21 protein-coding genes and 2 tRNA genes are annotated in these 22,962 nt (G+C 69.8%); 12 read left to right on the top strand and 11 right to left on the bottom strand.

Going from position 1 to position 22,962, the window contains the following annotated elements:
• Nucleotides 1–91 precede the first annotated feature (91 nt).
• Complete coding sequence (locus OVA26_RS00295) at nt 92–1,138, top strand: NAD(P)-dependent alcohol dehydrogenase (RefSeq protein WP_268102438.1); 1,047 nt, start codon at nt 92–94, stop codon at nt 1,136–1,138.
• 436 nt (nt 1,139–1,574) lie between these two features.
• On the opposite strand, the gene pgm is transcribed toward OVA26_RS00295, so the two are convergent.
• The gene (gene pgm, locus OVA26_RS00290; protein WP_268102437.1) at nt 1,575–3,218 is read right to left on the bottom strand and encodes a phosphoglucomutase (alpha-D-glucose-1,6-bisphosphate-dependent); all 1,644 of its coding nucleotides are present in this window, start codon (nt 3,216–3,218) and stop codon (nt 1,575–1,577) included.
• Nucleotides 3,219–3,383: 165 nt separating this feature from the next.
• On the opposite strand from pgm, the gene pheA reads away from it, so the two are divergent.
• The gene (pheA, locus tag OVA26_RS00285) at nt 3,384–4,346 is read left to right on the top strand and encodes a prephenate dehydratase (RefSeq protein WP_144784394.1); all 963 of its coding nucleotides are present in this window, start codon (nt 3,384–3,386) and stop codon (nt 4,344–4,346) included.
• 185 nt (nt 4,347–4,531) lie between these two features.
• On the opposite strand, the gene OVA26_RS00280 is transcribed toward pheA, so the two are convergent.
• Nucleotides 4,532–5,569 carry an LLM class flavin-dependent oxidoreductase gene (locus OVA26_RS00280; RefSeq protein WP_268102436.1) on the bottom strand — a complete coding sequence of 346 codons (1,038 nt, stop codon included), beginning with the start codon at nt 5,567–5,569 and terminating at the stop codon, nt 4,532–4,534.
• A 204-nt stretch (nt 5,570–5,773) separates the two neighbouring features.
• Between OVA26_RS00280 and OVA26_RS00275 the strand changes: the two genes are divergently transcribed.
• On the top strand, nt 5,774–6,193 hold the full coding sequence (locus OVA26_RS00275) for an Asp23/Gls24 family envelope stress response protein (RefSeq protein WP_136587376.1): 420 nt from the start codon (nt 5,774–5,776) through the stop codon (nt 6,191–6,193).
• Between the two features lie 117 nt (nt 6,194–6,310).
• Nucleotides 6,311–6,730, top strand: coding sequence for a hypothetical protein (locus OVA26_RS00270; protein ID WP_268102435.1), 420 nt, complete (start codon nt 6,311–6,313; stop codon nt 6,728–6,730).
• Nucleotides 6,731–7,096: 366 nt separating this feature from the next.
• On the opposite strand, the gene OVA26_RS00265 is transcribed toward OVA26_RS00270, so the two are convergent.
• On the bottom strand, nt 7,097–8,467 hold the full coding sequence (locus OVA26_RS00265) for a cryptochrome/photolyase family protein (RefSeq protein ID WP_268102434.1): 1,371 nt from the start codon (nt 8,465–8,467) through the stop codon (nt 7,097–7,099).
• 74 nt (nt 8,468–8,541) lie between these two features.
• A complete protein-coding gene (locus OVA26_RS00260; RefSeq protein ID WP_268102433.1) occupies nt 8,542–9,831 on the bottom strand; it encodes a diacylglycerol/lipid kinase family protein in 1,290 nt (429 codons plus the stop codon).
• 175 nt (nt 9,832–10,006) lie between these two features.
• On the opposite strand from OVA26_RS00260, the gene serS reads away from it, so the two are divergent.
• Both serS and OVA26_RS00250 read left to right on the top strand, forming a co-directional pair.
• Complete coding sequence (gene serS / locus OVA26_RS00255) at nt 10,007–11,275, top strand: serine--tRNA ligase (RefSeq protein ID WP_268102432.1); 1,269 nt, start codon at nt 10,007–10,009, stop codon at nt 11,273–11,275.
• On the top strand, nt 11,272–12,171 hold the full coding sequence (locus OVA26_RS00250) for an HAD family hydrolase (RefSeq protein ID WP_268102431.1): 900 nt from the start codon (nt 11,272–11,274) through the stop codon (nt 12,169–12,171). The genes serS and OVA26_RS00250 overlap by 4 nt, the downstream gene beginning before the upstream one ends.
• A 29-nt stretch (nt 12,172–12,200) precedes the next feature.
• Here the strand turns inward: OVA26_RS00250 and OVA26_RS00245 are convergent, their stop codons facing one another.
• Nucleotides 12,201–12,491 (bottom strand): PLDc N-terminal domain-containing protein, encoded by a 291-nt coding sequence (locus OVA26_RS00245; RefSeq protein ID WP_268102430.1) that lies wholly within the window; start codon nt 12,489–12,491, stop codon nt 12,201–12,203.
• Between the two features lie 129 nt (nt 12,492–12,620).
• Nucleotides 12,621–13,880, bottom strand: a complete 1,260-nt coding sequence (locus OVA26_RS00240) for a DUF2254 domain-containing protein (RefSeq protein ID WP_268102429.1) — start codon at nt 13,878–13,880, stop codon at nt 12,621–12,623.
• A gap of 261 nt (nt 13,881–14,141) precedes the next feature.
• Here OVA26_RS00240 and OVA26_RS00235 point away from each other — a divergent pair, with 261 nt between their 5' ends.
• The 5 genes from OVA26_RS00235 (at nt 14,142) to OVA26_RS00215 (ending at nt 18,650) form a co-directional block, all read left to right on the top strand.
• Nucleotides 14,142–14,858 (top strand): cohesin domain-containing protein, encoded by a 717-nt coding sequence (locus OVA26_RS00235; RefSeq protein ID WP_268102428.1) that lies wholly within the window; start codon nt 14,142–14,144, stop codon nt 14,856–14,858.
• A gap of 41 nt (nt 14,859–14,899) precedes the next feature.
• Nucleotides 14,900–16,723, top strand: a complete 1,824-nt coding sequence (locus tag OVA26_RS00230) for an amidase family protein (RefSeq protein ID WP_268102427.1) — start codon at nt 14,900–14,902, stop codon at nt 16,721–16,723.
• 99 nt (nt 16,724–16,822) lie between these two features.
• Nucleotides 16,823–16,907: transfer RNA gene (locus OVA26_RS00225), tRNA-Ser, on the top strand.
• A 269-nt stretch (nt 16,908–17,176) separates the two neighbouring features.
• Nucleotides 17,177–18,466: an LCP family glycopolymer transferase gene (locus OVA26_RS00220; RefSeq protein ID WP_268102426.1), complete on the top strand. Its 1,290-nt coding sequence runs from the start codon at nt 17,177–17,179 to the stop codon at nt 18,464–18,466.
• A 95-nt stretch (nt 18,467–18,561) separates the two neighbouring features.
• Nucleotides 18,562–18,650, top strand: a tRNA-Ser gene (locus tag OVA26_RS00215).
• Nucleotides 18,651–18,733: 83 nt separating this feature from the next.
• Here OVA26_RS00215 and OVA26_RS00210 read toward each other — a convergent pair.
• From OVA26_RS00210 to OVA26_RS00190, 5 genes are all read right to left on the bottom strand, one after another.
• Entirely contained in the window at nt 18,734–19,570 is an 837-nt protein-coding gene (locus tag OVA26_RS00210) for an alpha/beta fold hydrolase (protein WP_268102425.1), read from the bottom strand.
• A 204-nt stretch (nt 19,571–19,774) separates the two neighbouring features.
• Nucleotides 19,775–20,164: a DUF2510 domain-containing protein gene (locus tag OVA26_RS00205; protein WP_268102424.1), complete on the bottom strand. Its 390-nt coding sequence runs from the start codon at nt 20,162–20,164 to the stop codon at nt 19,775–19,777.
• Between the two features lie 93 nt (nt 20,165–20,257).
• Complete coding sequence (locus OVA26_RS00200; RefSeq protein ID WP_268102423.1) at nt 20,258–20,518, bottom strand: DUF6510 family protein; 261 nt, start codon at nt 20,516–20,518, stop codon at nt 20,258–20,260.
• On the bottom strand, nt 20,518–21,249 hold the full coding sequence (locus tag OVA26_RS00195) for an FAD-binding oxidoreductase (RefSeq protein WP_268102422.1): 732 nt from the start codon (nt 21,247–21,249) through the stop codon (nt 20,518–20,520). The genes OVA26_RS00200 and OVA26_RS00195 overlap by 1 nt, the downstream gene beginning before the upstream one ends.
• On the bottom strand, nt 21,246–21,836 hold the full coding sequence (locus OVA26_RS00190; protein WP_268102421.1) for a molybdopterin-dependent oxidoreductase: 591 nt from the start codon (nt 21,834–21,836) through the stop codon (nt 21,246–21,248). Before OVA26_RS00190 ends, OVA26_RS00195 begins: the two co-directional genes overlap by 4 nt.
• Nucleotides 21,837–22,074: 238 nt before the next feature.
• On the opposite strand from OVA26_RS00190, the gene OVA26_RS00185 reads away from it, so the two are divergent.
• A complete protein-coding gene (locus OVA26_RS00185) occupies nt 22,075–22,962 on the top strand; it encodes a DUF808 domain-containing protein (protein WP_268102419.1) in 888 nt (295 codons plus the stop codon).

Below are 22,962 nucleotides of genomic sequence, written 5' to 3'. Positions count from 1 at the left end.
CCCCTCGTCGCACATCCGTGCAACCCCGACCTTCTTCACCCGCGGGCGGGAGAAGATTGACCGTCCGCAACGATCCCCACTGAGGAGACCCATGCACGTCAACGCCTACGCGGCGTCGTCCGCGACCTCACCCCTCGAACCCACGACCATCGAGCGCCGCGAGGTCGGCCCGAAGGACGTCCTGATCGACATCGCCTACGCCGGCATCTGCCACTCCGACATCCACACCATCCGCGGCGAGTGGGGCGACGTCCCCTACCCCCTGACCGTCGGCCACGAGATCGTCGGTACGGTCGCCGAGGTCGGCTCCGAGGTGACCAGCCACAAGGTCGGCGACCGCGTCGGCGTCGGCTGCATGGTCAACTCGTGCCGCGAGTGCGAGAACTGCCTCGCGGGCGAGGAGCAGTACTGCGAGAAGGGCAACATCGGCACGTACGGCGCGAAGGACGTCGACGGCACGATCACCCAGGGCGGCTACAGCGAGAAGATCGTCGTCGACGAGCACTTCGTGCTGCGCGTTCCCGAGTCGATCCCCTACGAGAAGGCCGCTCCGCTGCTGTGCGCGGGCATCACGACCTACTCGCCGCTGAACCACTGGAACGCCGGCCCCGGCAAGAAGGTCGCCGTGGTCGGCCTCGGCGGGCTCGGTCACATGGCCGTCAAGATCGCCCACGCCATGGGCGCCGAGGTCACCGTGCTCTCGCAGACGCTCAGCAAGAAGGACGACGGCCTGAAGATGGGCGCCGACCACTACTACGCGACGAAGGATGACGAGACCTTCGAGAAGCTCAAGAAGAACTTCGACCTCATCATCAACACCGTCAGCGCTCCGCTCGACCTCAAGCAGTACCTGGGCCTTCTCGCCCTGAACGGCACGATGGTCAACGTCGGCGCTCCGCCGGAGCCCCTGCCCATCCAGGTCTTCACGCTGTTCACCAACCGTCGTTCCTTCGCGGGTTCGTCGATCGGCGGCATTCGCGAGACCCAGGAGATGCTCGACTTCTGCGCCGAGAACGGCATCGCGCCCGAGACCGAGCTCATCTCGGCCGACCAGATCAACGAGGCGTACGAGCGCGTGCTGAAGAGCGACGTGCGCTACCGCTTCGTGATCGACGCGAAGACCTTCGCCCCAGCCTGATCCGGCCGCGGCATCCCGCTGCCCCCGTCGCCGATAAACGCTGTTCCCGCTCAGAAACGCGGCCTCGCCGCGTGTCTCGCACGGATCGGCGTTTATCGGCGTGGTGGGCGGATGGAACGGGTGGGCGGATGCCGCGGGTCCCGCCGCCGCATCCCCGCTCCGTCACCCCCTCGGAGTGCCGGGGCGGCGGTATCCCCTGGCCCCTGTCACCGATAAACGCTGTTCGTTCTCAGAAACGCAGCCTCGCCGCGTGTTTCGCCAGGAATGGCGTTTATCAGTGCCGACCGCCCGCCCGATCAATCGACCGCCCGCCCGAGCAACCGACCGCGCGCTCGAGCAACCGACCTCTCGCTCGAGCAACCGACCGCGCCGCTCGCAAGGCCGGCGCACGCGAAAGCGGCGCCGCCCCGAAGGACGACGCCGCTTCTGGCGGGTCTTACTGGCCGAGCGCCGCCGAGACGACCGCCCGCGCCTCTTCCTGCACCTCGCGCAGGTGGTCCTCGCCGCGGAGCGACTCGGCGTAGAGCTTGTAGACGTCCTCGGTGCCCGAGGGGCGTGCGGCGAACCACGCCGACTCCGTCTGCACCTTCAGCCCGCCGATCGCGGCGCCGTTGCCCGGCGCGTGCGAGAGCTTCGCGGTGATGGGCTCACCGGCGAGTTCGGTGGCCGACACGGCATCCGGAGAGAGCTTCGACAGAGCCGACTTCTGCGCGGGCGACGCCGCCGCGTCGACGCGCTGGTATGCCGAGGCGCCGAATTGCTGCTCGAGCTCGGCGTAGCGCTGCGACGGGGTCTTGCCGGTGACGGCGAGGATCTCGGCGGCCAGCAGGCAGAGCAGGATGCCGTCCTTGTCGGTGGTCCACACGGTGCCGTCCTTGCGCAGGAACGACGCACCGGCCGATTCCTCGCCGCCGAACGCGACGGAGCCGTCGAGCAGGCCGGGGACGAACCACTTGAACCCGACGGGCACTTCGAGCAGCGTCTTGCCGAGGGCGTCGGCCACGCGGTCGATGATCATCGACGACACGAGGGTCTTGCCGATCGCGGCGTCGGCGGGCCAGCCCGGACGGTGCGAGAACAGGTAGTCGATGGCGACCGCGAGGTAGTGGTTGGGGTTCATCAGCCCCGCGTCGGGGGTGACGATGCCGTGGCGGTCGGCATCGGCGTCGTTGCCGGTGAGGATGTCGTACTCGTCGCGCGCGGCGACCAGCGAGGCCATGGCCGAGGGCGAGGAGGGATCCATGCGGATCTTCTCGTCCCAGTCGAGCGTCATGAACTTCCACGTCGGGTCGACCTCGGGGTTCACGACGGTGAGATCGAGGCCGTAGACCTCGGCGATGAGCGCCCAGTACTCCACCGATGCCCCGCCCAGCGGGTCGGCGCCGATGCGGACGCCGGCGCTCTTGATGGCGTCGACGTCGATGATGGATGCCAGATCCCTGACGTACGCGTCGCGGAAGTCGTACTGGCCCAGGCCGTCGAGGTCGATGTCGGCGTGCGGCGTGCGATGCACGCCCTCGAGCCCCGCGGCGATGAGCTCGTTCGCGCGGTCGGCGATCCAGCCCGTCGCGTCGGTGTCGGCGGGTCCGCCGTGCGGGGGGTTGTACTTGAAGCCGCCGTCGCGCGGAGGGTTGTGCGAGGGAGTGACGACGATGCCGTCGGAGCGACCCGGGTCGTCGGCCGCGAGGTCGCGGTTGTACGTGAGGATCGCGTGGCTGAGCGCGGGGGTCGGCACCCACGCGTCGCGGGAGTCGACGCGCACGTCGACGCCGTTGGCGACCAGCACCTCGATCGCGCTGCGCTCGGCCGGCAGCGACAGCCCGTGGGTGTCGCGACCGAGGAACAGCGGACCGGTGATCCCTTGCGCTGCGCGGTAGTCGACGATCGCCTGGGTCGTGGCGAGGATGTGGTCTTCGTTGAAGCTGGTGCTCAGCGACGAACCGCGGTGACCGCTGGTGCCGAAGGCGACGCGCTGCTCGGGCACCGCGGCATCCGGCTTGCGGTCGTAATACGCCGCGATCAGTTCGTCGATGTCGATGAGATCGGATGCCTCTGCGGGCTGCCCTGCGCGACTGCTCATGCGCCCAGTCTGCCCGCTCCCTCCGACATGCGCACACGCTGTGACGCATTCTGAGAGAATCCGTGGTCGCGTCGCGGGCGGTCGCCGCTCGATGCGGTCCGCAACGGTGGCGTGGGCCCGCTGTCGCGGCATCCGGAATCTTCCCCCAGGTCTAGGCTGGACGCCGTGCTGCCCGACACAGAGACCGTGCCCGCCCGCCGTACCTACAGCTACCTGGGCCCGGCCGGCACGTTCACCGAGGCGGCCTTGGCGCAGGTGCCCGAGGCGCGCGATCAGATCTGGCGTCCCGTGCGCAACGTCGGCGAAGCGCTCGCCGACGTCGTTGAGGGGCGGTCGGATGCCGCGATGATCGCCATCGAGAACTCCGTCGACGGCGGCGTCTCGACCGCGCAGGATGCCCTGGCGACCGTGCCGGGCCTGCGCATCGTGGGCGAGTACCTCGTGCCGGTGAACTTCGTGCTCGTCGGTCGCCCCGGAGCCACCCTCGCCGACGTCTCGCTCGTCGCCGCGCACCCGGTCGCCTACGGGCAGTGCCTCGGATGGCTCAGCAAGAACCTCCCCGCCCACGCGCACCTCCCCGCCGAGAGCAATGTCGCGAGCGCGCTGGGCGTGCTCGATGGGACGAGTGCGGCGGATGCCGCGGTGGCGGCCCCCGGCATCGTCGCCCACCACGACCTCTCGGTGCTGGCCGAGAACATCGGCGACAACCCCAACGCGGTGACGCGTTTCGTTCTCGTCAGCCGCACGGTCGCTCCGGCTCCGCCCACCGGTGCCGACAAGACCTCGCTCATCGTCGAGCTGCCCGAGGACCACCCGGGTGCCCTGCTCGAACTGCTCGAGCAGTTCGCCACGCGCGGGATCAACCTGAGCCTGTTGGCATCCCGCCCCATCGGCGACGCCCTCGGCCGGTACCGCTTCGTGATCGACGCCGACGGTCACGTGCTCGACGAGCGCATGGCCGACGCCCTGCTGGGGCTCCGCCGGTTCAGCCCGAAGGTCATCTTCTTGGGGTCGTACGCCCGCGCCGATCGCGCGATCGTCCGGTACCCGCAGCGCTACAGCGACGACGTGTTCGTCGAGGCGCGGGACTGGCTGCGCGGCCTGCTGAGTGGTGAGCCCGAGGCCTGACCCGCCGCCAGGCCCCTGTGCTCGTCGACGGGCCTAGAGCCCGCGTCGCTGACCGGTGGCCTCGAAAGGCCTAGCCGCCCCGCGCGCCCCGGTCCCCGAGCTCGTCGACGGGCCTGGAGCCCGCGTCGGTATCGGCGGCCGCGAGAGGCTCAGCCGTCTCACCCGCGGCGGCGACGCCTGCAGCGTCAGGCCGCGACGGTCGCCGGAGCCGCGATCAGCTCGAGGGTCTGCACGCGGCCCTCGGAGGTCTCGCCGTCGTAGGCTCCCGCCACCGGCGACACCATGATCTCGTCGACGCCGTGCTGCGCGGCGAACGCACTCAACTGCGCGCGCACGTCATCGCCGGTGCCCACGAACCACTTCTGCCGGGTCGAGGCCATGATCGATTCGGCCATCGCGTCGAACGGCTCCGCCTTCGCCTGCTCGACCGTCTCGAGCGGAACCATGGGGCGGTTCGTCCGCAGCCGCGCCATCATGCGCAGCTGCGGCAGCGCGCGGTCCTCGGCCTCTTCGGCGGTCGGCGCGGCGACGACGTTGGCGGTGACGAAGGTGCGCGGGCCCTCACCCGACTCGTTGGGAACGAACTGGTCGCGGTACACCCCGAGTGCGTGGGTGAGCCCCTCGCCCGAGAAGTGGTTCGCGAAGACGTAGGGCAGGCCGAAGCTGGCCGCGAGCTGCGCCGAGTAGTCGCTCGAGCCGAGAAGCCAGACCTGGGGCATCCCGGATGCCGCGGGCGTCGCCTTCACCTGGTACTCGGTGCCCGAGGTGAAGCGCACGGTGGCACCCTCCGGCGAGGTGAGCGCCATGATGTCGGTCACGTGATCGGGGAAGCGGGAGACATCGCTCGTGGTGCCCGAGCGGTTCAGCAGCTGGGTGATGACCGGGTCGCTGCCGGGGGCACGGCCGATGCCGAGGTCGATGCGGCCGGGGGCCAGGGCCTCGAGGGCGGCGAACTGCTCGGCGACGATGAGGGGGGAGTGGTTCGGCAGCATCACGCCGCCCGATCCGACGCGGATACGCGAGGTGCGGGCGGCCGCGGCGGCGATCAGCACGGGGGGCGTGGTCGACGCGACCGACGGCATGTTGTGGTGCTCGGCGAACCAGTACCGGCGGTACCCGAGGCGGTCGGCGCGCTCGACGAGGTCGAGGGCGGCGCTCACCGCCTGTGCGCTGTTCTGTCCGCTGCGGACGGGGACGAGATCGAGAACAGAGAGGGAGGGCATGGCGTCGTTCACCCCGAGAAGAACGCCCGATCGATCCCCGCTATTCCTCTCCGGGCGTCGCGGCGGGCCACGAGGGGTGCAGGGCGATGCGGCATCCATCTTCAGCGTTCTCTCAGGAAAACCGCGTGACGAAAGCGCGGCCCACCGCGTCTCACCTGTGACATCGCGGGACACACGGTCCCGGAACGACGGAAGGAAGCGAACATGGCTGAGAACACCACCACCACCGCCACCCCCACCACGAAGGACGGCGGCTCGACCGTCATCGTCGACGCCGTCGTCGCCAAGGTCGCCGGCATCGCCGCGGCCGAGGTCCCCGGCGTCCACGCACTCGGTGGCGGCGCCGCGCGCGTGATCGGCAACATCCGTCAGGCCGTCGGCGCGAAGGACCACGCCCAGGGCGTGAGCGTCGAGGTCGGCGAGACCGAGGTGGCCGCCGACATCGCCATCCAGGTCGACTACCCCGAGCAGCTGCAGCGCGTGGCGTCCAACGTCCGCGCGGCCGTGCACCAGGCCATCACCGAGCTCGTCGGCATGAAGGTCGCCGAGATCAACGTGACCGTGGTCGACGTCTTCATCCCGGGTGACGACGAGGACGACGCCGACGAGCAGCGCGTCAACTGACACCCGTCGATAAGGGGCGTCACCGCGAGGTGGCGCCCCTTTCGCCTGGGCGGTGGGCCTTCCGCCACGCAATGCTCGCGCATAGGTTGGAGGGCGACGTGGATTCAGGGGGGATGAATGCGCTGGATCAGTCCGGTCGTGGCGGGTGCGACCATCGTTGGAGCGGGGTTCCTGGGTTTCGCCCCGACCTCCGTGGGGTTGAGCAACGGGGTCGGCGACCTGCAGTGCCGACCCCTGCTGTCATCCGTGTCGGGGGCCAGTCTCGTCGGCGACCGCGCGGGCGATCAGTCCGATGTGACCGAGCGCTGGCTCGAGAGCGTCGGCTACATCGATGAGGGAGAGAACCCGAGCGTCGAGCTGGCGGCGCGGGCGGACGCGACGGCGCAGGGGCTCTGCGGCGAGGCGCGGCAGTCTCGGATGACGTGGATCGGTCTGGTCGCGGTGTTCGGCACCGGCCTGACCCTGCTGGCGGCACGACGACGAGCCGCGCTGCCCGAGGGCGACGGTGCGCGCGATTCGGCGGGTGCGCAACGATGAGCTCGACGGACGTCTCCGCTCTCATTCCGCGATTCAAGCGCGCGGCCATCGACGCCTACATGCGCACCAGCCCGTCCGGATGGGAGATCAACGGCGACTCCTACGAGATCGACTCGTCGAGCGCGCACTACACGGTCACCCGGCCCGGGCCGGACGGGGAGGCGGCGGAGACTGGTCGAGCGACAACTTCATCGCCGACATCTTCGTCGGCGGCGGCAAGGACGAGGAATTCGGCGCGGCGTTCGACAGCATCCGTTCCCGCATCGACGAGGCCATCGCCCCCTGGCTCCACCTCCCCGATCCCGGCACGATCGAGGGCGAGGTGGCCTCCGCGGTGGCCGTCACACGGAAGCTGTCGAGGTCGGCTCAGCCCCCGTGGCGCACGTGGGAGTACGCGTCGAGCGCGCGCTTGCGCGTCTCGCCGAGGTCGACCATCGGCTCGGGCGGGTTCTCGCCGAGGTACTCGGGCGCCCACTCCCTGATGTAGGCGTCGTGCGGGTCGAACTTCTTGCGCTGCGTGTCGGGGTTGAAGACGCGGAAGTAGGGAGCGGCATCCGCGCCGCTTCCCGCGACCCACTGCCAGTTGAAGGGGTTGCTCGCGGCATCCGCGTCGACGAGGCAGTCCCAGAACCACCGCTCGCCATGACGCCAGTCGATGAGCAAATTCTTGATGAGGAACGATGCCGTGACCATGCGCACGCGGTTGTGCATGACGCCGGTGTGCCAGAGCTGGCGCATGCCGGCGTCGACCACGGCCACGCCCGTCTTGCCCTGCTGCCAGGTCTCGAGGTGCGACCGGTTCAGCTTCGGCCAGGGGAAGGCGTCGAATGTGCGGCGCCAGTTCACCGTCGCGATGTCGGGGGAGTGGTAGGTCACGTGCCAGGCGAACTCCCGCCATACGAGCTCCGAGAGGAAGCCGCTCGCGCTCTGCGCGTGCTGGCCCGATCCCCGGTGCTCGAGGGTGTCGTGCCACACCTGGTAGGGGCTGAGCTCGCCCCAGCGCAGGCGGGGTGACAGGTTCGAGGTGGCACCGCCGGCGAACTCGTCGCGGTACTTGGAGTAGTCGCCCAGGTCGTCGTCGAGGAACTCCTTCAAACGTGCCTTCGCGGCGGGCTCTCCGGGCTCCCACGTCTCGCGCAGGCCTCCGGCCCAGTCGGGCTTCGTGGGGAGAAGGCCCCACGAGCCGAGGTCGTCACCGCCGACTCTGCCGTCGAATCCGGGGATCTTCCGTGCTTCCGGCATCGGCGGGCGCGGGGCCGGGAGCTTCTGAACGGCCCGGGCGAAGGGGCTGTACACGCCGTACGGCTTGTCGCTCTGCGTGCGCACCGTCCACGGTTCGTAAAGCAGGTTGGCGGCGAACGACGCGACGGTCACGCCGTCGTCACGTAGCTTCTCCTTGATGCCGGCGTCGATGTCGCGCTCCGCACCGCCGTAGCGCCGGTTCCAGAACACGGCTCCGGCGCTGATCTCATCGACCAGGGAGGGGACGACCTCGGCCGCCTTGCCGCGCCGCAGCACCAGCGACCCTCCACGCTCGCTCAGGCGCTCGCCGAGCGAGGTCAGCGACCCGTGCAGCCACCACCGCGCCGCCCCGCCGATCTCGCGGACGCCGTCCGACTCCTCGTCCAGCAGGTACAGCGCGACGATCGGTTCGTCGCGGTCGAGCGCTGCGCGCAGCGCCGGGTTGTCGGTCAGGCGCAGGTCGTCGCGGAACCAGACGATCGAGGGTGAAGCCATTCTCCGACGCTATCCACCGCGGCATCCGGTGCTTCGGGCTTGACACCCGTGCGGCCGGCACCGCCTGGTGAACGTCAGAGCGACGAGGTGTCGTGCCCCTTCGGCAGCGCGACCGAGAGCCCACCGGGAACGATGCGCGTGTACACGCGCGTCGCTTCGCCGAACTCGTCGCCGTCCAGCTCGATCGGCTGCGCGGGCGCGGTCGCCAACTCGATGCCCGTGCCCCGCAGGTAGCGCACCGACGAGTCCTTACGGCGCTCGAGCACGCGTCGACCGGCGCGGAAGCGCCGCAGCACCGAGTTGTCCCACACGATCTTGCGCCAGACGCCCAACCAGCCGAGCACGCCGCTGGGCTGCAGCACGGCCACGTCGAGGCTGCCGTCGGCGATCGAGGCGTCGGGGATCAGCGCGACGCCGCCCTGCAGAGCGCCGCAGTTCGCGAACAGCACGCTGTGCACCTTCGCCGAGTGCAGGCGGTGCCCGTCCAGCTGATACATGACGCGGAAGGGTTTGGCCGAGACGAGCGACCTCGCCGCTCCATCGACGTAGGCGACCCAGCCGACCTGCTTCTTCAGATCGTCGCGGGTGTTCTGGATCATCGCGGCGTCCAGACCGATGCCCGCCATGACCGAGAATCCGTGTTCTTCGATCTCGCCGCTGGCGCGGCGGATGCGCGCGATCCCGGTGTCGATGGAGAGGACGTCGCCCTCGAAGGTCGAGCGGATCATCGCGTCGCTGTCGGCGAGGGGCAGGTTGAGGTTACGAGCGAGCAGGTTGCCCGTCCCGCTCGGGATGATCGTCAGGGGCACACCCGTCGAAGTCAGAGCCTCGGCGACGGCGCGGACGGTGCCGTCGCCGCCCGCCACGAGCACGGCGTCGACCTTCTCGTCGAGGGCTGCGCGGGTGGCGTCGTCGCCCAGGTCGTCGACCGTCGTCTCGTAGAACAACGGCTCGGCCCAGTCGGCCGCGGCCGAGAGTTCGGCCACGCGGGCGCGCAGCGTGTCGGGGTCGACCTTGACGGGGTTGTAGACGAGGGCGGCCCTCTTCTTCTGGGTCGTTTCGGCGTCGATCGGCGCTTCTTCGCCCTCGGCGTCGACGCGCTGCGTCTTGCCGGGCATCTCCGCCGATGAGTCCGGCTCGACGTCCTCGGGCTGGTGAATGGTGTCGTCGGGTTCCGCGGCATCCTTCGGGTGAGGGACGTCCTTGCGCGGGCGGTCGCCCACGTCGTCGCCCAGCCGTGCCGCGTGGAAGTGGTCGTCAGAGCCCCCGGCCGCGGCGGCATCCGCCCTCACCTCGGCGGGAGCATCGGCGGGGACGGTTTCGGGAGCGTCCGCGTCGTCACGCGGCTCGTCAGGGGCGGCCATGGCATCCACCATAGGACCGCGGTCGATCCCGTCACCCGTCATCGAGGCGGGCTTGACGGAGGGATGCCGAAGCCGCACTCGCCGTGAGAGGAGCCCGTCCTTTCGCGTTCCGGCGCACGCCGCGCGTGCTCGCGACAGCGCAGGACACGTGCCGCCTCGACCGTAGGATGGACGCGTGATCGACCTGACTCTGCTGCGTGAAGATCCCGAGCTCGTGAAGCGCTCCCAGATCGCCCGCGGGGAGTCGCCGGATTCGGTGGACGACGCCCTCGCCGCCGACCGCGACCGCCGCGCGGCCATCACCGCCTTCGAAGAGCTCCGTGCCGCGCAGAACGCGCACGGCAAGCGCGTCGCGCAGGCACCGAAAGAAGAGAAGGCCGCCCTCGTCGCCGAGGCGAAGCAGCTCAGCGAGCAGGTCAAGGCCGCGCAGCACGCCGCGACCGAGGCCGAGGCGGCAGCCGAGGCGGCCCTGGCGAAGATCGAGAACATCGTCATCGACGGTGTCCCGTCGGGTGGCGAAGAGAACTTCGTCACGCTGCGTACCCACGGCGACGTCCCGACCTACGACTTCACCCCGCGCGACCACCTCGAGATCGGCGAGCTGCTCGGGGCGATCGACATGGAACGCGGCACGAAGGTCTCGGGCAGCCGCTTCTACTTCCTCACCGGCATCGGCGCGCGCCTCGAGCTCGCGCTCATGACCCTCGCCCTCGACCGCGCGCTGCAGGCGGGCTTCACCCCGATGATCCCGCCGACGCTCGTGCGCCCCGAGGTTATGCGCGGCACCGGGTTCCTCGGCCAGCACGCCGACGAGGTCTACCACCTGCCGAAGGAAGACCTCTACCTGGTCGGCACGAGCGAGGTGCCCCTCGCCGGCTACCACATGGACGAGATCCTCGACTTCGAGCGCGGCGCCAAGCGCTATGCCGGGTGGTCCACCTGCTACCGCAGCGAGGCGGGCTCCTACGGCAAGGACACCCGCGGCATCATCCGCGTGCACCAGTTCAACAAGCTCGAGATGTTCGTCTACACCGACCCGGCCGATGCCGAGGCCGAGCACGACCGTCTCGTCGCGATGCAGGAGCAGATGCTGCAGGACCTCGGCCTCGCCTACCGCGTGATCGATGTGGCCGCCGGCGACCTGGGATCGAGCGCCGCGCGCAAGTTCGACATCGAGGCCTGGGTGCCCACGCAGGATGCCTACCGCGAGCTGACGAGCACCTCGAACTGCACGACGTACCAGGCGCGCCGCCTCGAGACCCGCTTCCGTCCCGCCGACGGCAGCAAGACCCAGCCGGTCGCGACCCTCAACGGCACGCTCGCCACCACGCGGTGGATCGTGGCACTGCTCGAGACGCACCAGCGCGCCGACGGATCGGTCACCGTCCCCGAGGTCTTGCGGCCGTACCTCGGCGGGCTCGAGGTCATGGAGCCCATCGCGTGAGCGACGAGGCCGCTCTCCCCGACACCGGTGCCGTTGAGAGCGCGCCGAAGCAGGAGGCGGCCCATCTGGTCGCCGATCTCGCCGACGCTCCTCAGCTCGGGCGTCTGCTCATCGCTCTCGACATCGACGGGACGGTGCTCCTCGAGGACGACACCCTGAGCCCCGGGGTCGTCGAGGCGGTCGCGCACGCGCACCGCGCGGGTCACGAGGTCATGCTCGCCACGGGACGCAGCTGGGACAGCACCCACACGATCATGGACCGCCTCGGCATCCGTCCCGAGTACGCCGTCTGCTCGAACGGTGCCGTCGTGATGCGCCGGGTGGGGGGACCGGATGCCACCGAGTACGAGCGCGCGCATGTCGAGACGTTCGACCCCAGCGAGGTGCTGACGCTGTTGGGCGAGCACCTGTCGGGTGCGCACTTCCTGGTGGAGCTGCCCGACGGCACGCGCAAGTTCACCGACTACCTCGACGACTGGAATCTCGAGAAGGCGCACAAGGTGACCTTCGCCGAGCTGTCCGCCGAGCCGGTGTGCCGTGTGGTGGTCGTCGCGCCCGAGCAGACCGACCAGGACTTCCTCGAACTCGTCGAGCGGATCGGGCTGACGCAGGTGTCGTACGCCATCGGGTGGACGGCGTGGCTCGACATCGCGCCGCAAGGTGTCGACAAGTCGACCGCGCTCGAGCTCGTGCGCGGGTGGCTGGGCATTGCCCCCGAGCGCGTCCTGGTCATGGGCGACGGTCGCAACGACATCGAGATGATGCAGTGGGCCGTCCGCAATGGCGGGCGGGCGATCGCGATGCACCAGGGCCCTCCCGAAGTGCATGCCGCCGCAGGCGAGGTCGGCCTTTCGGTGACCGAGGGCGGCGTGGCCGCGATCCTGCGCGCGCTCTGACCCGCTGCAGGATCGGCGGCCCGAGGGCGTCAGACCCGCGCGGACTCGCCGGCCACGTGCGCGGCACGGTCGGCGCGGAACGCGGTGCGATCCACGACGGTCATCGGGCGACGGGCGGCGCGGCTATCGGCCAGGCGGGCCGCTTCCCACGCGAGGAGTCCGATCGGCGGCAACAGGAGCAGCGCGGCGACCCACGTCGCCTTGAGGCCGGGGGACGCCTGCGGATCGCGGACGGCGACGATCGCGGTGAAGACGGATGCCGCGTAGACGAGCGCGAAGACGGCGAGAACGATCTGCGCTGACAGCGTGGTGACGAGCATGGTGACCTCCTCAACTCGGACGGCCCGACGGGTCGTGGGGTGATGTTCTCGGTCTACGCCGGGCGCGAGCGCGCGGCAATCCCTCCGCAGTGGAGCGCAGGAAGTCCATAGCGGGGGCGTAGCCGACGCTCAGACCCCTTCGCGCGCCCAGGCCTGCCGCACGGCCGCACGCAGGGTGCGTGTGTCGGAGCGATCGAGCTCCCGACGGCTGCGGTCGAACGCGGCGCGCGCGGCCTCCCGGAAGAGAGGGGCGCGGTCGGGGGAGGATGCAGCGAGCGATGCAAGGCACTTCTGCAGGCGCACCTGCACCTCGATCACGGCGGCGCCGTCGCGCGCCAACGGTCGGAAGGCGTCGTCGACGAGATCGATGAGGCGTGGCGCCGGGACGAACACCCGCTCGAAATCCACGGTGGAATCGATGGGGACGGCGAAGGCCCGCGAGAAGACGCGGTGGAGCGCCGCGATCACCTCGATCGCCGTACCGGGGTCGTTCGTCGCGGACGAAAGGGCGAGGCTGCCGATCTCGGTGAGGGCGATCACTCCGAATCGCGGATCCTGCTCGTACGTGCGGTGGTTCTCGATCCGGAAGGCTCGCCGCACCCCCGCGGCGACGTCGGCATCGACGGGACCGTCGACGAGGGCGAGGGGGACCCGTGCATCGGCGATCCTGCCGGGGACGGCGCGGACGTGCACATCGATCTGGTGCTGGCGTGCGAGTCGGTCGAGCCCCGCGACGTCGACATGGGTGACGTATCCGACGCCGTCCGCGTGTACGGGCACCGCCCCCGCTGGTGGTGTCATGGCGGATCGCGCGCCCAGCGTCGGCCGCGCTGCATGCCACTCGAGTGAGGTCGTGGCCGCCTTCTCGACCCGATCGATGACGTCTGCCATCCGTCCGAAGGTCGACAGGTGGGCGATCCATCGCAGGAGCGTTACGACGACGATGGCGATGATGACGAGGGTCGCCACGAAGAGGATCGTGCGCCCCTGGCTTTCGTAATACCCGGTGGAGAGGGCGACGATTCCGACGAGCGAGAACGCGAAGGCGCCGACGAACGTCGATACGGCATTCTGCGAGGTCGGGTCGGCGATCAAGAGCTGCGTCGATCGTGGGGTGGCGGTCGTGGTCGCCGACGAGAAGGCCGTGACCATCGCCGTGACCGAGAAAGTGCTCACGGTGAGCATCGCCGTGGCGATGATCTGCAGCAGCTCGTCGACGGAGCCGGCCGCGAGATCGACGCTGAACGAGAAGGGCAGCAGAGGCCCCACGAACCGCGCGGCGAGCGCCACCGCGATCGAGATCGCGGTGAAGAGCGCCGCGCGCACCCACACCTGCCGTCCGAGCCGGAGGAAGAAGGATGCCAGCGGGCTTCGGGTCATCGTCGCCATGGACGCGACGTTATCCGGCGCGCCCCCGCGAACCCGGGGGCTGGACGAGGGAGGGACTCGCCTGAAAACGCGCCCTCATTCGCCTACGGATATGCGATGGAAATGTGGGGCAACTTGTCGGACATGCCGTGCTGACAAGGTCGGGTCACCCAACGATCGTCGGATGCCGAGAGGCCCACGCGGATCCCGGTCGTGCTCGTTCCATCACCCGAGGAGCCTGACCCACGCATGTCTGCACACAGCCCCGCATCACGCCCGAGAGTGTCACGCCGCCTCGGCGCCGTCCTCGTGGCGGCCCTGGCCTTGTTCGGGCCCGTGCTCGCCGCGCCCGCGGCGCACGCCGCCCCTCCCGCGGCGATCCTGTCGCTGTCGATGAGCCCTATGAGCGTCACCGCCGGTGACGCGCTCGTCGCCACCATCACCGGATCCGGTGTGAGCGATCTCTACTCCTATGACCTCGAGATCACGTTCGACCCGACGCTGCTCGCTCCCGCGGCCGATGCCCCGACCGGTCCCGCCGGTGGGTTCACCTCGACCGTCACGGGCCCCGGCTCCCTGACCGTCTCGCACACGCGCCTCGGTACGTCTCCCGGTGTGAGCGGCGCGAGTGGGGTCGTCCTGGCATCCATCCCCCTCCGGTCGCTCGCGGCCGGGTCGGCCGTCGTCGAGCTGTCGTCGGTGCGTCTCGTGTCGTCGACCGGTGACGTCGTGACGGCTGCAGCAGTGGCCTCCGGAACCGTCGTCATCGCGCCGGTACCCGTCTCCGTTCCGCAGCCGTCCACGTCGTCACCCGCGCCCTCGCTCGAGGCGTCCGCGTCTGCGTCGGCGACTCCCGCACCCGCGGCGAAGGGCCCGGGCGACCTGGCCACGACAGGTGTCGATGCGACGCCGTGGTGGGTCGCCGGTGCTCTCGGTGTCGCTCTCATCGCCGGAGGCGCCCTGTTCGTCCTCCGCCGCCGTCAGGCGGTGCAGGAATGACCGCGTCCCGTTCGTCCGTCTTCTTCCGCGAAGGATCCGTCATGACCCCCCTGGCCCGCCGTGTTCTGGCCGTGTCCGCCTCGATCGGTGTCGTCGTCGCCGGGGCCGTCGTCGCCCCCACCACGGCGCTCGCCGCCCCCGCGCCCGCACCGTCGGTCGCGCCGTTCCTCGCCCCGTACTACGCCGAGCTCGACGTCACCGGCGATGCCCAGGTGACGACGGCCGACCTCGAGGCCCTCGCCCCCCACCTGGGGATGACCTCGAGCGATGCCGGATGGGCGGATGCCGCGGGCTTCGACCTCGACGACGACGGTGCCGTGACGGCATCCGATCTCGCCCTGCTGTCGGAGCGCATCATCTACGACGACGGTCCCTTCCAGATCGTCGAGGCCGATGCCGTGGCGATGCAGGCGGCGATGAACGCGGGCGTGATCACCTCGGTGTCGCTCACCCAGCAGTACCTCGACCGCATCGCCGCGTACGACAAGGTCGTGCGCCCGACCGGTGTGCGACCGCTCAACTCCATCATCACGACGAGCAAGGTCGCGCTCGCCGCCGCGGCGACAGCAGACGCCATCCGCGCCGAGAAGGGCATGACCGGCATGCTTCTCGGCATCCCGGTGGCGTTGAAAGACAACTACAACACCGCCGACATGCCCACCACCGCCGGCTGCGGCTGCTGGAGCGGCAACCAGACCTCGACCGACGCGACGATGGTCACGGGGCTCCGCGCGGACGGAGCCGTGATCGTGGCGAAGGCCTCGATGGATGAGTTCGCGATCAACCTGAGCTCGCAGTGGTCGGCGTTCCAGCCCGACGGCACCGCGCTGACCGTGTCGAGCCCGTACGACACGACCCAGACCTCGGGCGGATCGAGCGGCGGCACGGGAGCCGCGATCGCGGCGAACCTCGCCGGCATCGGCTTCGGCACCGACACCGGGGGGTCGATCCGCATCCCCTCGACCTACAACCAGCTCGTGGGCGTGCGCCCGACGGTCGGTCTCGCCAGTCGCGACGGCATCGTGCCCCTCGCCCTCTCGCAGGACACCGGTGGTCCGATCGCCCGTTCGGTCCAGGATGCCGCGATCGCCCTCGACGCGGTCGTCGGCGAAGACGCGGGTGACCCGATCACCGCACGCCAGGCCGGAAAGGTCCCCGAGACGTACACGTCGTACCTCGACGGGGAGTCGCTGAAGGGCAAGAAGGTCGGCTACATCGCGTCGATGCTCGGAACGAACCCCACCACCCAGCGTCTCTTCGCGCAGGCGAAGGCGGCCATGGAGGCACGGGGTGCGACGGTGGTCGCCGTCACCGCACCCGACGGGTTCTCGGCGATCGTGGGTGAGGGGAGCGGCAGTGGCCCCGAGTTCAACCACGACCTGCAGAACTACATCACCGCCTACCTCGACCCGACGGTGAGCGCGCGCAGTCTGCTCGCCATCTCGCAGTCGCCGAACATCGTGCCGGGACGCGCGAGCAACCCGTACGGCCAGCGCGCCGCCGTCACCGAGTCGACCTATCAGGCGTGGGCCGGTCCGCAGGGCTCGCACACCCTGCAGCTCGCGAAGGGCAAGCAGATCATGACCGCGTTCATGGACGACCAGAAGCTGGATGCCGTCGTCTACCCGACCGGCAACCCCTACGGCACCATCGGCACGAACATGCGTCTGAGCCCGAACACGGGCCTGCCCGCCGTCACGGTGCCCATGGGTCAGGGGCTCTCGACCGAGGCGTCGACCGGGGGAGTGAACCTCGAGTTCCTCGGCCGCGACTTCGCCGAGGGTCCCCTTCTGGGCCTCGCCTACGGCTTCGAGCAGGCGACCCACGCCCGCACGACGCCCGCGGCCTACGGCCCGCTGGGCTGAGCGACGAGGCGGTCCCGGGTGCTCGCTCGCCCGGGGTCGCCTCACGCGGGTCCTGTCGTGCGACCGCGAGTTCGCGGCTCGGTAGACTCGGGTCGTTCGGGAGGGTTGTCCGAGCGGCCGATGGACCTGGTCTTGAAAACCAGTGGGCAGCAATGTCCCGTGGGTTCGAATCCCACACCCTCCGCAACGACGAAGCGGGCCCCGCAGGGGTCCGCTTCGTCGTTATCGCCGGCTGAGCGGGATGAGAACGTCGTCGGGTCCACGCCGCGCGACTCGTCGACGCTGGTCGTCTCGATCATGCACCGTCGGGACGCCTCCCGCACCTGACCCTCGGCGAAACGCCCGATCTTCACGGGATTCACAGATCCTGATCCCTAGTATTACTGCGACCTCCGGCCGTGCCGCGGGTCGACGTGCTGCCGGGCCGGTGGCATCCGTCTCGAAAGGACCCGAGTGAGCAAGACCTCCACCCCGCGCGGTCAGCGGACCGTCGCGCGCCACGGGCGACTCACCTCGCCGGGGCCCCTCGCGCAGCTGTTCCGCGGCGTGGCGATCGCCCTCGCCGTCCTCCTCGTGTCGGGTGGTGCGGTCCTCGCGTACGCCGCGGTCGACCTCACTCAGAGCTTCACCGCGGACGCGGTCGAGCTCAAGGGTCAGCCGGCGGTCCCGCCGGATCTCGGCGAGCTCAAGGGCGGCGTCAACATGCTCCTCGTCGGCACCGACGAGTGCGAGCCCAGCTTCGCCCAGCTCTTCGGCGATCGCTGCACCGGTGCCGACTCGGAGGGCAGCCTCAACGACGTCAACATGCTCGTCCACATCTCCGACGCGCCCCGCCGGGTCACGGTCATCTCGTTCCCGCGCGACCTGATGGTGCCGATCCCCTCGTGCACCGATAAGGACGGCAACGAGACCTCGGCGATGAGCAAGCAGCAGATCAACTCCGCGTTCTCGTACGGTGGCCTCTCGTGCGTCGTTCAGACGGTCTCGGAGCTCAGCGGCCTCGAGATCCCCTTCGCCGCCAAGGTCAGCTTCGGCGGGGTGATCAACATCACCGACGCGATCGGCGGTGTCGACGTCTGCATCGCGAACGGGATCAAGGACCGCTACACCGGCATCGACTGGCCCGCCGGCATGCGCACGGTGCAGGGTCTCGACGCCCTGCAGTTCCTCCGTACCCGTCACGGCGTCGGCGACGGCGGCGACCTGGGGCGCATCTCGAACCAGCAGCAGTACATGTCGCGTCTGGCCAACAAGCTGAAGAGCCAGGACGTGCTGTCGAACCCCGCGACGCTCTACAAGCTCGCCTCCACCGCTCTGCGCAACGTCGACCCGTCGACCTCGCTGACGAACCCGCTGACGCTGGTGCAGATCGCCTCCGCGGTCAAGGACGTGCCGTTCAACGAGATCGTGTTCATCCAGTACCCGACGTACACCGATCCCTCGAACCCCAACCGCGTCGTGCCCGACCGCACCGATGCCGACACGCTGTGGGCGGCCCTCGCCGCGAACCAGCCGCTGGAGCTCTCGGGCAACCTCAGCGACGGTAACGGCGTGGTCGTCGACCAGAACGCCACCCCGGCGCCCACGCAGGCTCCCGCGCCGGTCGACACCGCCAGCCCCGCGCCCACTCAGACGGCCCAGGCCTCGCCGGCCCCGACGTCGGACGCGATCCAGCTGCCGAGCGGCATCGCCGGGCAGACCGCCGCGCAGGCGACCTGCTCGAACGGAAACGTCCGCGGTTGACCCTCGCCGCCCGGCATGTCGGACGTGGTTCGAATGCCGGGCGGCATCCGGTTAGTATGGACCGGTGTGTTCGCGCCGCAGGGCGTCGATCACCTGGAGACGTCGCATAGTCAGGCCTAGTGCACCACCCTGCTAAGGTGGAGTCCCCGTAAGGGGACCGAGGGTTCAAATCCCTCCGTCTCCGCAGAAAAAGCCCCGGTTCGCCGGGGCTTTTCTGGTTTCACCCGACGGTGCCCGCGGGGTGTCGCGAGCGCCGTCGGGTGGACGTCAGGAGCGGATGAACGCCAGGATGTCGGGGTTGATCACGTCGGCGTGCGTGGTCAGCATGCCGTGGGGGTAGCCCTCGTAGATCTTCAACGTCGCGTTCGACAGCAGCTCGGCCTGCTTGAGGGCGGCGGCCTGGTAGGGCACGACCTGGTCGTCGTCCCCCTGCAGAACGAGCACGGGCACCGAGATCGCTTTCAGATCCTCGGTCTGGTCGGTCTCGGAGAACGCCTTGATGCCGGCGTAGTGGGCGAGGGCGCTGCCGGCCATGCCCTGGCGCCACCAGTTGTCGATCACTCGCTGTTGCACCTCGACGCCTTCGCGGTTGAACCCGTAGAAGGGGCCGGATGCCACATCCTCGAAGAACTGCGCGCGGTTGGCGGCGAGGGCGTCGCGGAATCCGTCGAACACCGAGATCGGGAGACCCTCGGGGTTGTCATCGGTCTGCAGCATCAGGGGCGGAACGGCCGCGACGAGCACGGCCTTGGCGACACGGCCCTGGGGCTCGCCGTACTTCGCGACGTAGCGGGCGACCTGTCCGCCACCGGTGGAGTGGCCGACGTGGACGGCGTTGCGCAGGTCGAGGTGCTCGACGACAGCGTTCACGTCGCTCGCGTAGTGATCCATGTCGTGACCGGTGTCGATCTGCGACGAGCGACCGTGGCCGCGTCGGTCGGTCGCGATCACGCGATAGCCCTCGTTCAGGAAGTAGAGCAGTTGCGCGTCCCAGTCGTCGGATGACAGAGGCCACCCGTGATGGAACACGATGGGCTGAGCGTCGTGATCGCCCCAGTCCTTGAAGAAGATCTCCGCGCCGTCGTCCGTCGTGACGTACCCCATGAGTGAACCTTTCGTGTTCTGCTGCTCGGCGGTAAGTGGAGCGAGCGCCTCTGGGAGCGCTCACACAACAGCATGAAACCCTCCTCGTCGCCCCGTGTCCAGCACGAGTGCGAAGTGTTCAGCCGCGATGCATCTGAAAGGCACGCGAGTGGTGACCGGATCATCGGTCACGCCGCCGCGGGATGGTCGTCACCGGCCGGGTGGTCAGCCCTGCCGCTCGAACACCATCGTGGCCTGGATCCGGTCGCCGCCGCCGAAGCCGGTGCTCCCCGACGAGGCGGTCGTGATCGTGTGCAGGCGGAAACCGAGCGCGGCTTGGCGGTTGATGACGTTCTCGAGTTCGGTCAGGTTGCCCGAGCCTGTGCCGAAGAACTTCTCCCTCAGCACCACCTGGAGCACGACGTAACTGAACCCGTCCTGGGCGGGACGCGGCTGCGCGCCCGACACGGCATCGGCCTGCGCCCGTTCGATGAAGCCCGCGACGCCCGGTTGCGGGGCGGCCGGCTCCTGGAACTGCTCACTCCACCGCTGCCCGTCCCACCAGCGCATGCGCCCGGAACCGTCGTCGTACCACCCTGCCTGTGCGTCGCTCATCGCCCGCCCCCTGTTCGTCGCTCCGGACCCCACGGCCGGGTGCCGCTGGGCTCGAGTATCTCGGAGCCTGCTGCTCCGCTGCAACGCGCGGGGTCAGGCGCGGTGCATCTCCACCGCACTCACGCCCGAGAGCCCCAACCAGGAGCGGCCGTCGGGACCGTCGACCACGGTGAGGAGCACGGCCTCGCACCCGCGGCACCGCGCGACGGCCCCCATCGCCGAGGCGTAGACGGCCGCCGTCGCGAGCAGTCCCGTCAGCCCGCAGTGCGTGCATCGAACTCCGGATGCCGTGGCGTCCCAGCCGAGTAGATCGTCGAGGCGACCGGCGAGGGCATTGCCGTCGAGAAGCGTCATCAGGAGCCTCCGAATCGCTCGGTGCGGATGCGGGCGGATGAGTGACCCGCCTCGATGAGCCAGCCTGCGACCGCCTCGACGAACGGAGTCGGTCCGCAGACGAAGACGCGCGGCTGCTGATCGGCGGGGATGACCGCGGCGCGCAGACCTTCGGCGGTCAGTCGTGCGGGAGCCCGTTCCGCGTCGGCCGGCGCCCGGCGCGTGTAGACGAGGTCGAGGGCGAAGCGATCGTCGACCAGCGCGGCGAGCTCATCGGCGAAGAACACGTCGTCGGGGGAACGGACGGAGTACAGCAGTCGGAACGTGCTCGGATCGGCGCTGGCCGCGTGCGCGGAGGCCATGGCGAAGAGCGGGACGACCCCGGAGCCACCCGCGATCAGCTGCACCGGAGCGGGGTCGTCGGACGGCGTCCACACGAAGAACGCCCCGAGCGGCCCGTGCACCTCGATCCGATCGCCTTCGCGCAGATCGTGAACGAGGAACGGCGAGACCTCCCCGTCGGGCACCTCGTCGACGGCGAGCACGATGCGCGTGCCCGGGCCCGCCGATGCGATCGAGTACGACCGGCTCGCCTGGTAGCCGTCGGGTGCGGTGAGGCGCACGTCGAGGTGCGAACCCGCCTCGTTGCCCGGCCACGTGGGCACGTCGAGCTCGATGCATCGGGCGGTCGCGGTCTCGGGGCGCGAGGCGACGACGATCGCGGTGTGCCAGGCCGCGGTGCGCGCGGTCACCCGTACCGTTCCTCGCGCCAGGGGTCGCCGTGCAGGTGGTAGCCGTTCTGCTCCCAGAATCCGGGCTTGTCGGCGGGCATCGTGATGAGCCCCTGCACCCACTTCGCGCTCTTCCAGAAGTACAGGTGCGGCACCAGCAGGCGGGCAGGTCCCCCGTGCTCGGGCGTGAGAGGCGCCCCGTCGGCCTCGAAGGCGATCCAGCTCTTGCCACCGAGCAGATCGTCGAGGGCGATGTTGGTCGTGTACCCGCCGAACGAGTGCACCATCGCGAAGCGGTGGGAGGTGTCGACCTCGGCGAAGAGACGATCGAGAGAGACGCCGCGCCAGGGCATGTCGAGCTTCGTCCAGTGCGTGACGCAGTGGATGTCGACGGAGACGTCCTCGACCCCGAGGGCCTCGAGCTCTGCCCGCGTCCAGCGGTGCACGCCGTTCTCGGTGCCGATCGCGAACTCCCAGCCGTCGTCGTCGACGCGGGGTGTCGGGCCGGCCGACAGCACGGGCCAGTCCCCGACGAGCGTCTGACCGGGAGGGAGTCGGGGGTCGCGCTCGCGTCGTCGTCCCGAGAATCCGCGTGTGATGAACGACATGGGTCTCCTCTGCGGTGGCGGTGGCTTCACCCTAGCCACGGTCGCGTGGCGGCGACAGGGCGCCGCGCGCCGGGGTCTGGCGACGCAGGACGACGCGTGCGCGAGGGGACCTCTCGTCGCCGGAACACCTCCCATGGCCATCCGGCCCGGCGCCACCCCGTCGGCCACGGCCCCGCGCCCCGATAGGGTCGTGCCTGCGGTGCGCACCTCGCGCGCCCTCGCACCCCGGGAGAATCGCATGTCCGTCGGACTCCTCGCCGTCGTCGATGACATCCTCAGCGCCGCGATGCGCGCGAGTGCCAAGACGGCCGGTGTCGTGATCGACGACGCCGCCGTCACTCCGCAGTACGTGCAGGGGCTGACGCCCGCGCGCGAGCTGCCCGTGGTCTGGAAGATCGCGCTGGGCAGCATCATCAACAAGTACGTGATCATCATCCCGATCGCGTTGCTGCTCACGACGTTCGCCCCGTGGGTGCTTCCCTACCTGCTCATCATCGGCGGCGGGTTCCTGTGCTTCGAGGGGGCCGAGAAGGTGCTCGAGTGGTTCGGCGTGCACCACGAAGACGCCGAGTCCGACGAGCCGCGCGACGAGAAGAAGCTCGTGCTGGGGGCCGTGCGCACCGACCTCATCCTCAGCACCGAGATCATGCTCATCGCCCTCTCGAGCCTCGACCCGAACTTCGGAATCTGGATGACGCTGGGGGCGCTGCTCATCATCGGTCTGGCCATGACGGTGGTCGTCTACGGCGCGGTCGCGCTCCTGGTCAAAATCGACGACATCGGCCTGCGCTTCATGAAGAGCGAGTCGCGGGGCGTCCGCCGCTTCGGGGCCCGGGTCGTGGCATCCATGCCCGCCGTCTTCCGCGTGATCAGCGTGATCGGCACGGTCGCCATGCTGTGGGTCGGAGGGCACCTGGTGCTGCAGAACCTCGCCGACACCCTCTGGTCGGGCCCGTTCGATCTCGTGCACGTCGTGACCCACGCGATCGAGGCCGCGGGACCGGTCGTCGAGTGGATCGTCGAGACGGCGATGTCGGCGGTGTTCGGGCTGATCCTGGGGCTGATCATCGTGAGCGTGGTGACGGGCATCTCGCGAGTAACGCGCCGCGGCGCGGCCGCGCACTGA

Source organism: Microbacterium sp. SL62, from assembly GCF_026672635.1.
In the GTDB taxonomy this organism is placed as follows: Bacteria; Actinomycetota; Actinomycetes; order Actinomycetales; family Microbacteriaceae; genus Microbacterium; species Microbacterium testaceum_A.
Note: the sequence above shows the minus strand (reverse complement) of the source record. Positions and strands in the feature narration are given on the sequence as shown.

Excerpts from the sequence above, each read along its gene's own strand:
- OVA26_RS00295 (WP_268102438.1), top strand. The coding sequence starts at position 92 with ATGCACGTCAACGCCTACGCGGCGTCGTCCGCGACCTCACCCCTCGAA.
- pgm (WP_268102437.1), bottom strand. The coding sequence starts at position 3,218 with ATGAGCAGTCGCGCAGGGCAGCCCGCAGAGGCATCCGATCTCATCGAC.
- OVA26_RS00280 (WP_268102436.1), bottom strand. The coding sequence starts at position 5,569 with ATGCCCTCCCTCTCTGTTCTCGATCTCGTCCCCGTCCGCAGCGGACAG.
- OVA26_RS00275 (WP_136587376.1), top strand. The coding sequence starts at position 5,774 with ATGGCTGAGAACACCACCACCACCGCCACCCCCACCACGAAGGACGGC.
- OVA26_RS00270 (WP_268102435.1), top strand. The coding sequence starts at position 6,311 with ATGCGCTGGATCAGTCCGGTCGTGGCGGGTGCGACCATCGTTGGAGCG.
- OVA26_RS00265 (WP_268102434.1), bottom strand. The coding sequence starts at position 8,467 with ATGGCTTCACCCTCGATCGTCTGGTTCCGCGACGACCTGCGCCTGACC.
- OVA26_RS00260 (WP_268102433.1), bottom strand. The coding sequence starts at position 9,831 with ATGGCCGCCCCTGACGAGCCGCGTGACGACGCGGACGCTCCCGAAACC.
- OVA26_RS00245 (WP_268102430.1), bottom strand. The coding sequence starts at position 12,491 with ATGCTCGTCACCACGCTGTCAGCGCAGATCGTTCTCGCCGTCTTCGCG.
- OVA26_RS00240 (WP_268102429.1), bottom strand. The coding sequence starts at position 13,880 with ATGGCGACGATGACCCGAAGCCCGCTGGCATCCTTCTTCCTCCGGCTC.
- OVA26_RS00230 (WP_268102427.1), top strand. The coding sequence starts at position 14,900 with ATGACCCCCCTGGCCCGCCGTGTTCTGGCCGTGTCCGCCTCGATCGGT.
- OVA26_RS00210 (WP_268102425.1), bottom strand. The coding sequence starts at position 19,570 with ATGGGGTACGTCACGACGGACGACGGCGCGGAGATCTTCTTCAAGGAC.
- OVA26_RS00205 (WP_268102424.1), bottom strand. The coding sequence starts at position 20,164 with ATGAGCGACGCACAGGCAGGGTGGTACGACGACGGTTCCGGGCGCATG.
- OVA26_RS00200 (WP_268102423.1), bottom strand. The coding sequence starts at position 20,518 with ATGACGCTTCTCGACGGCAATGCCCTCGCCGGTCGCCTCGACGATCTA.
- OVA26_RS00190 (WP_268102421.1), bottom strand. The coding sequence starts at position 21,836 with ATGTCGTTCATCACACGCGGATTCTCGGGACGACGACGCGAGCGCGAC.
- OVA26_RS00185 (WP_268102419.1), top strand. The coding sequence starts at position 22,075 with ATGTCCGTCGGACTCCTCGCCGTCGTCGATGACATCCTCAGCGCCGCG.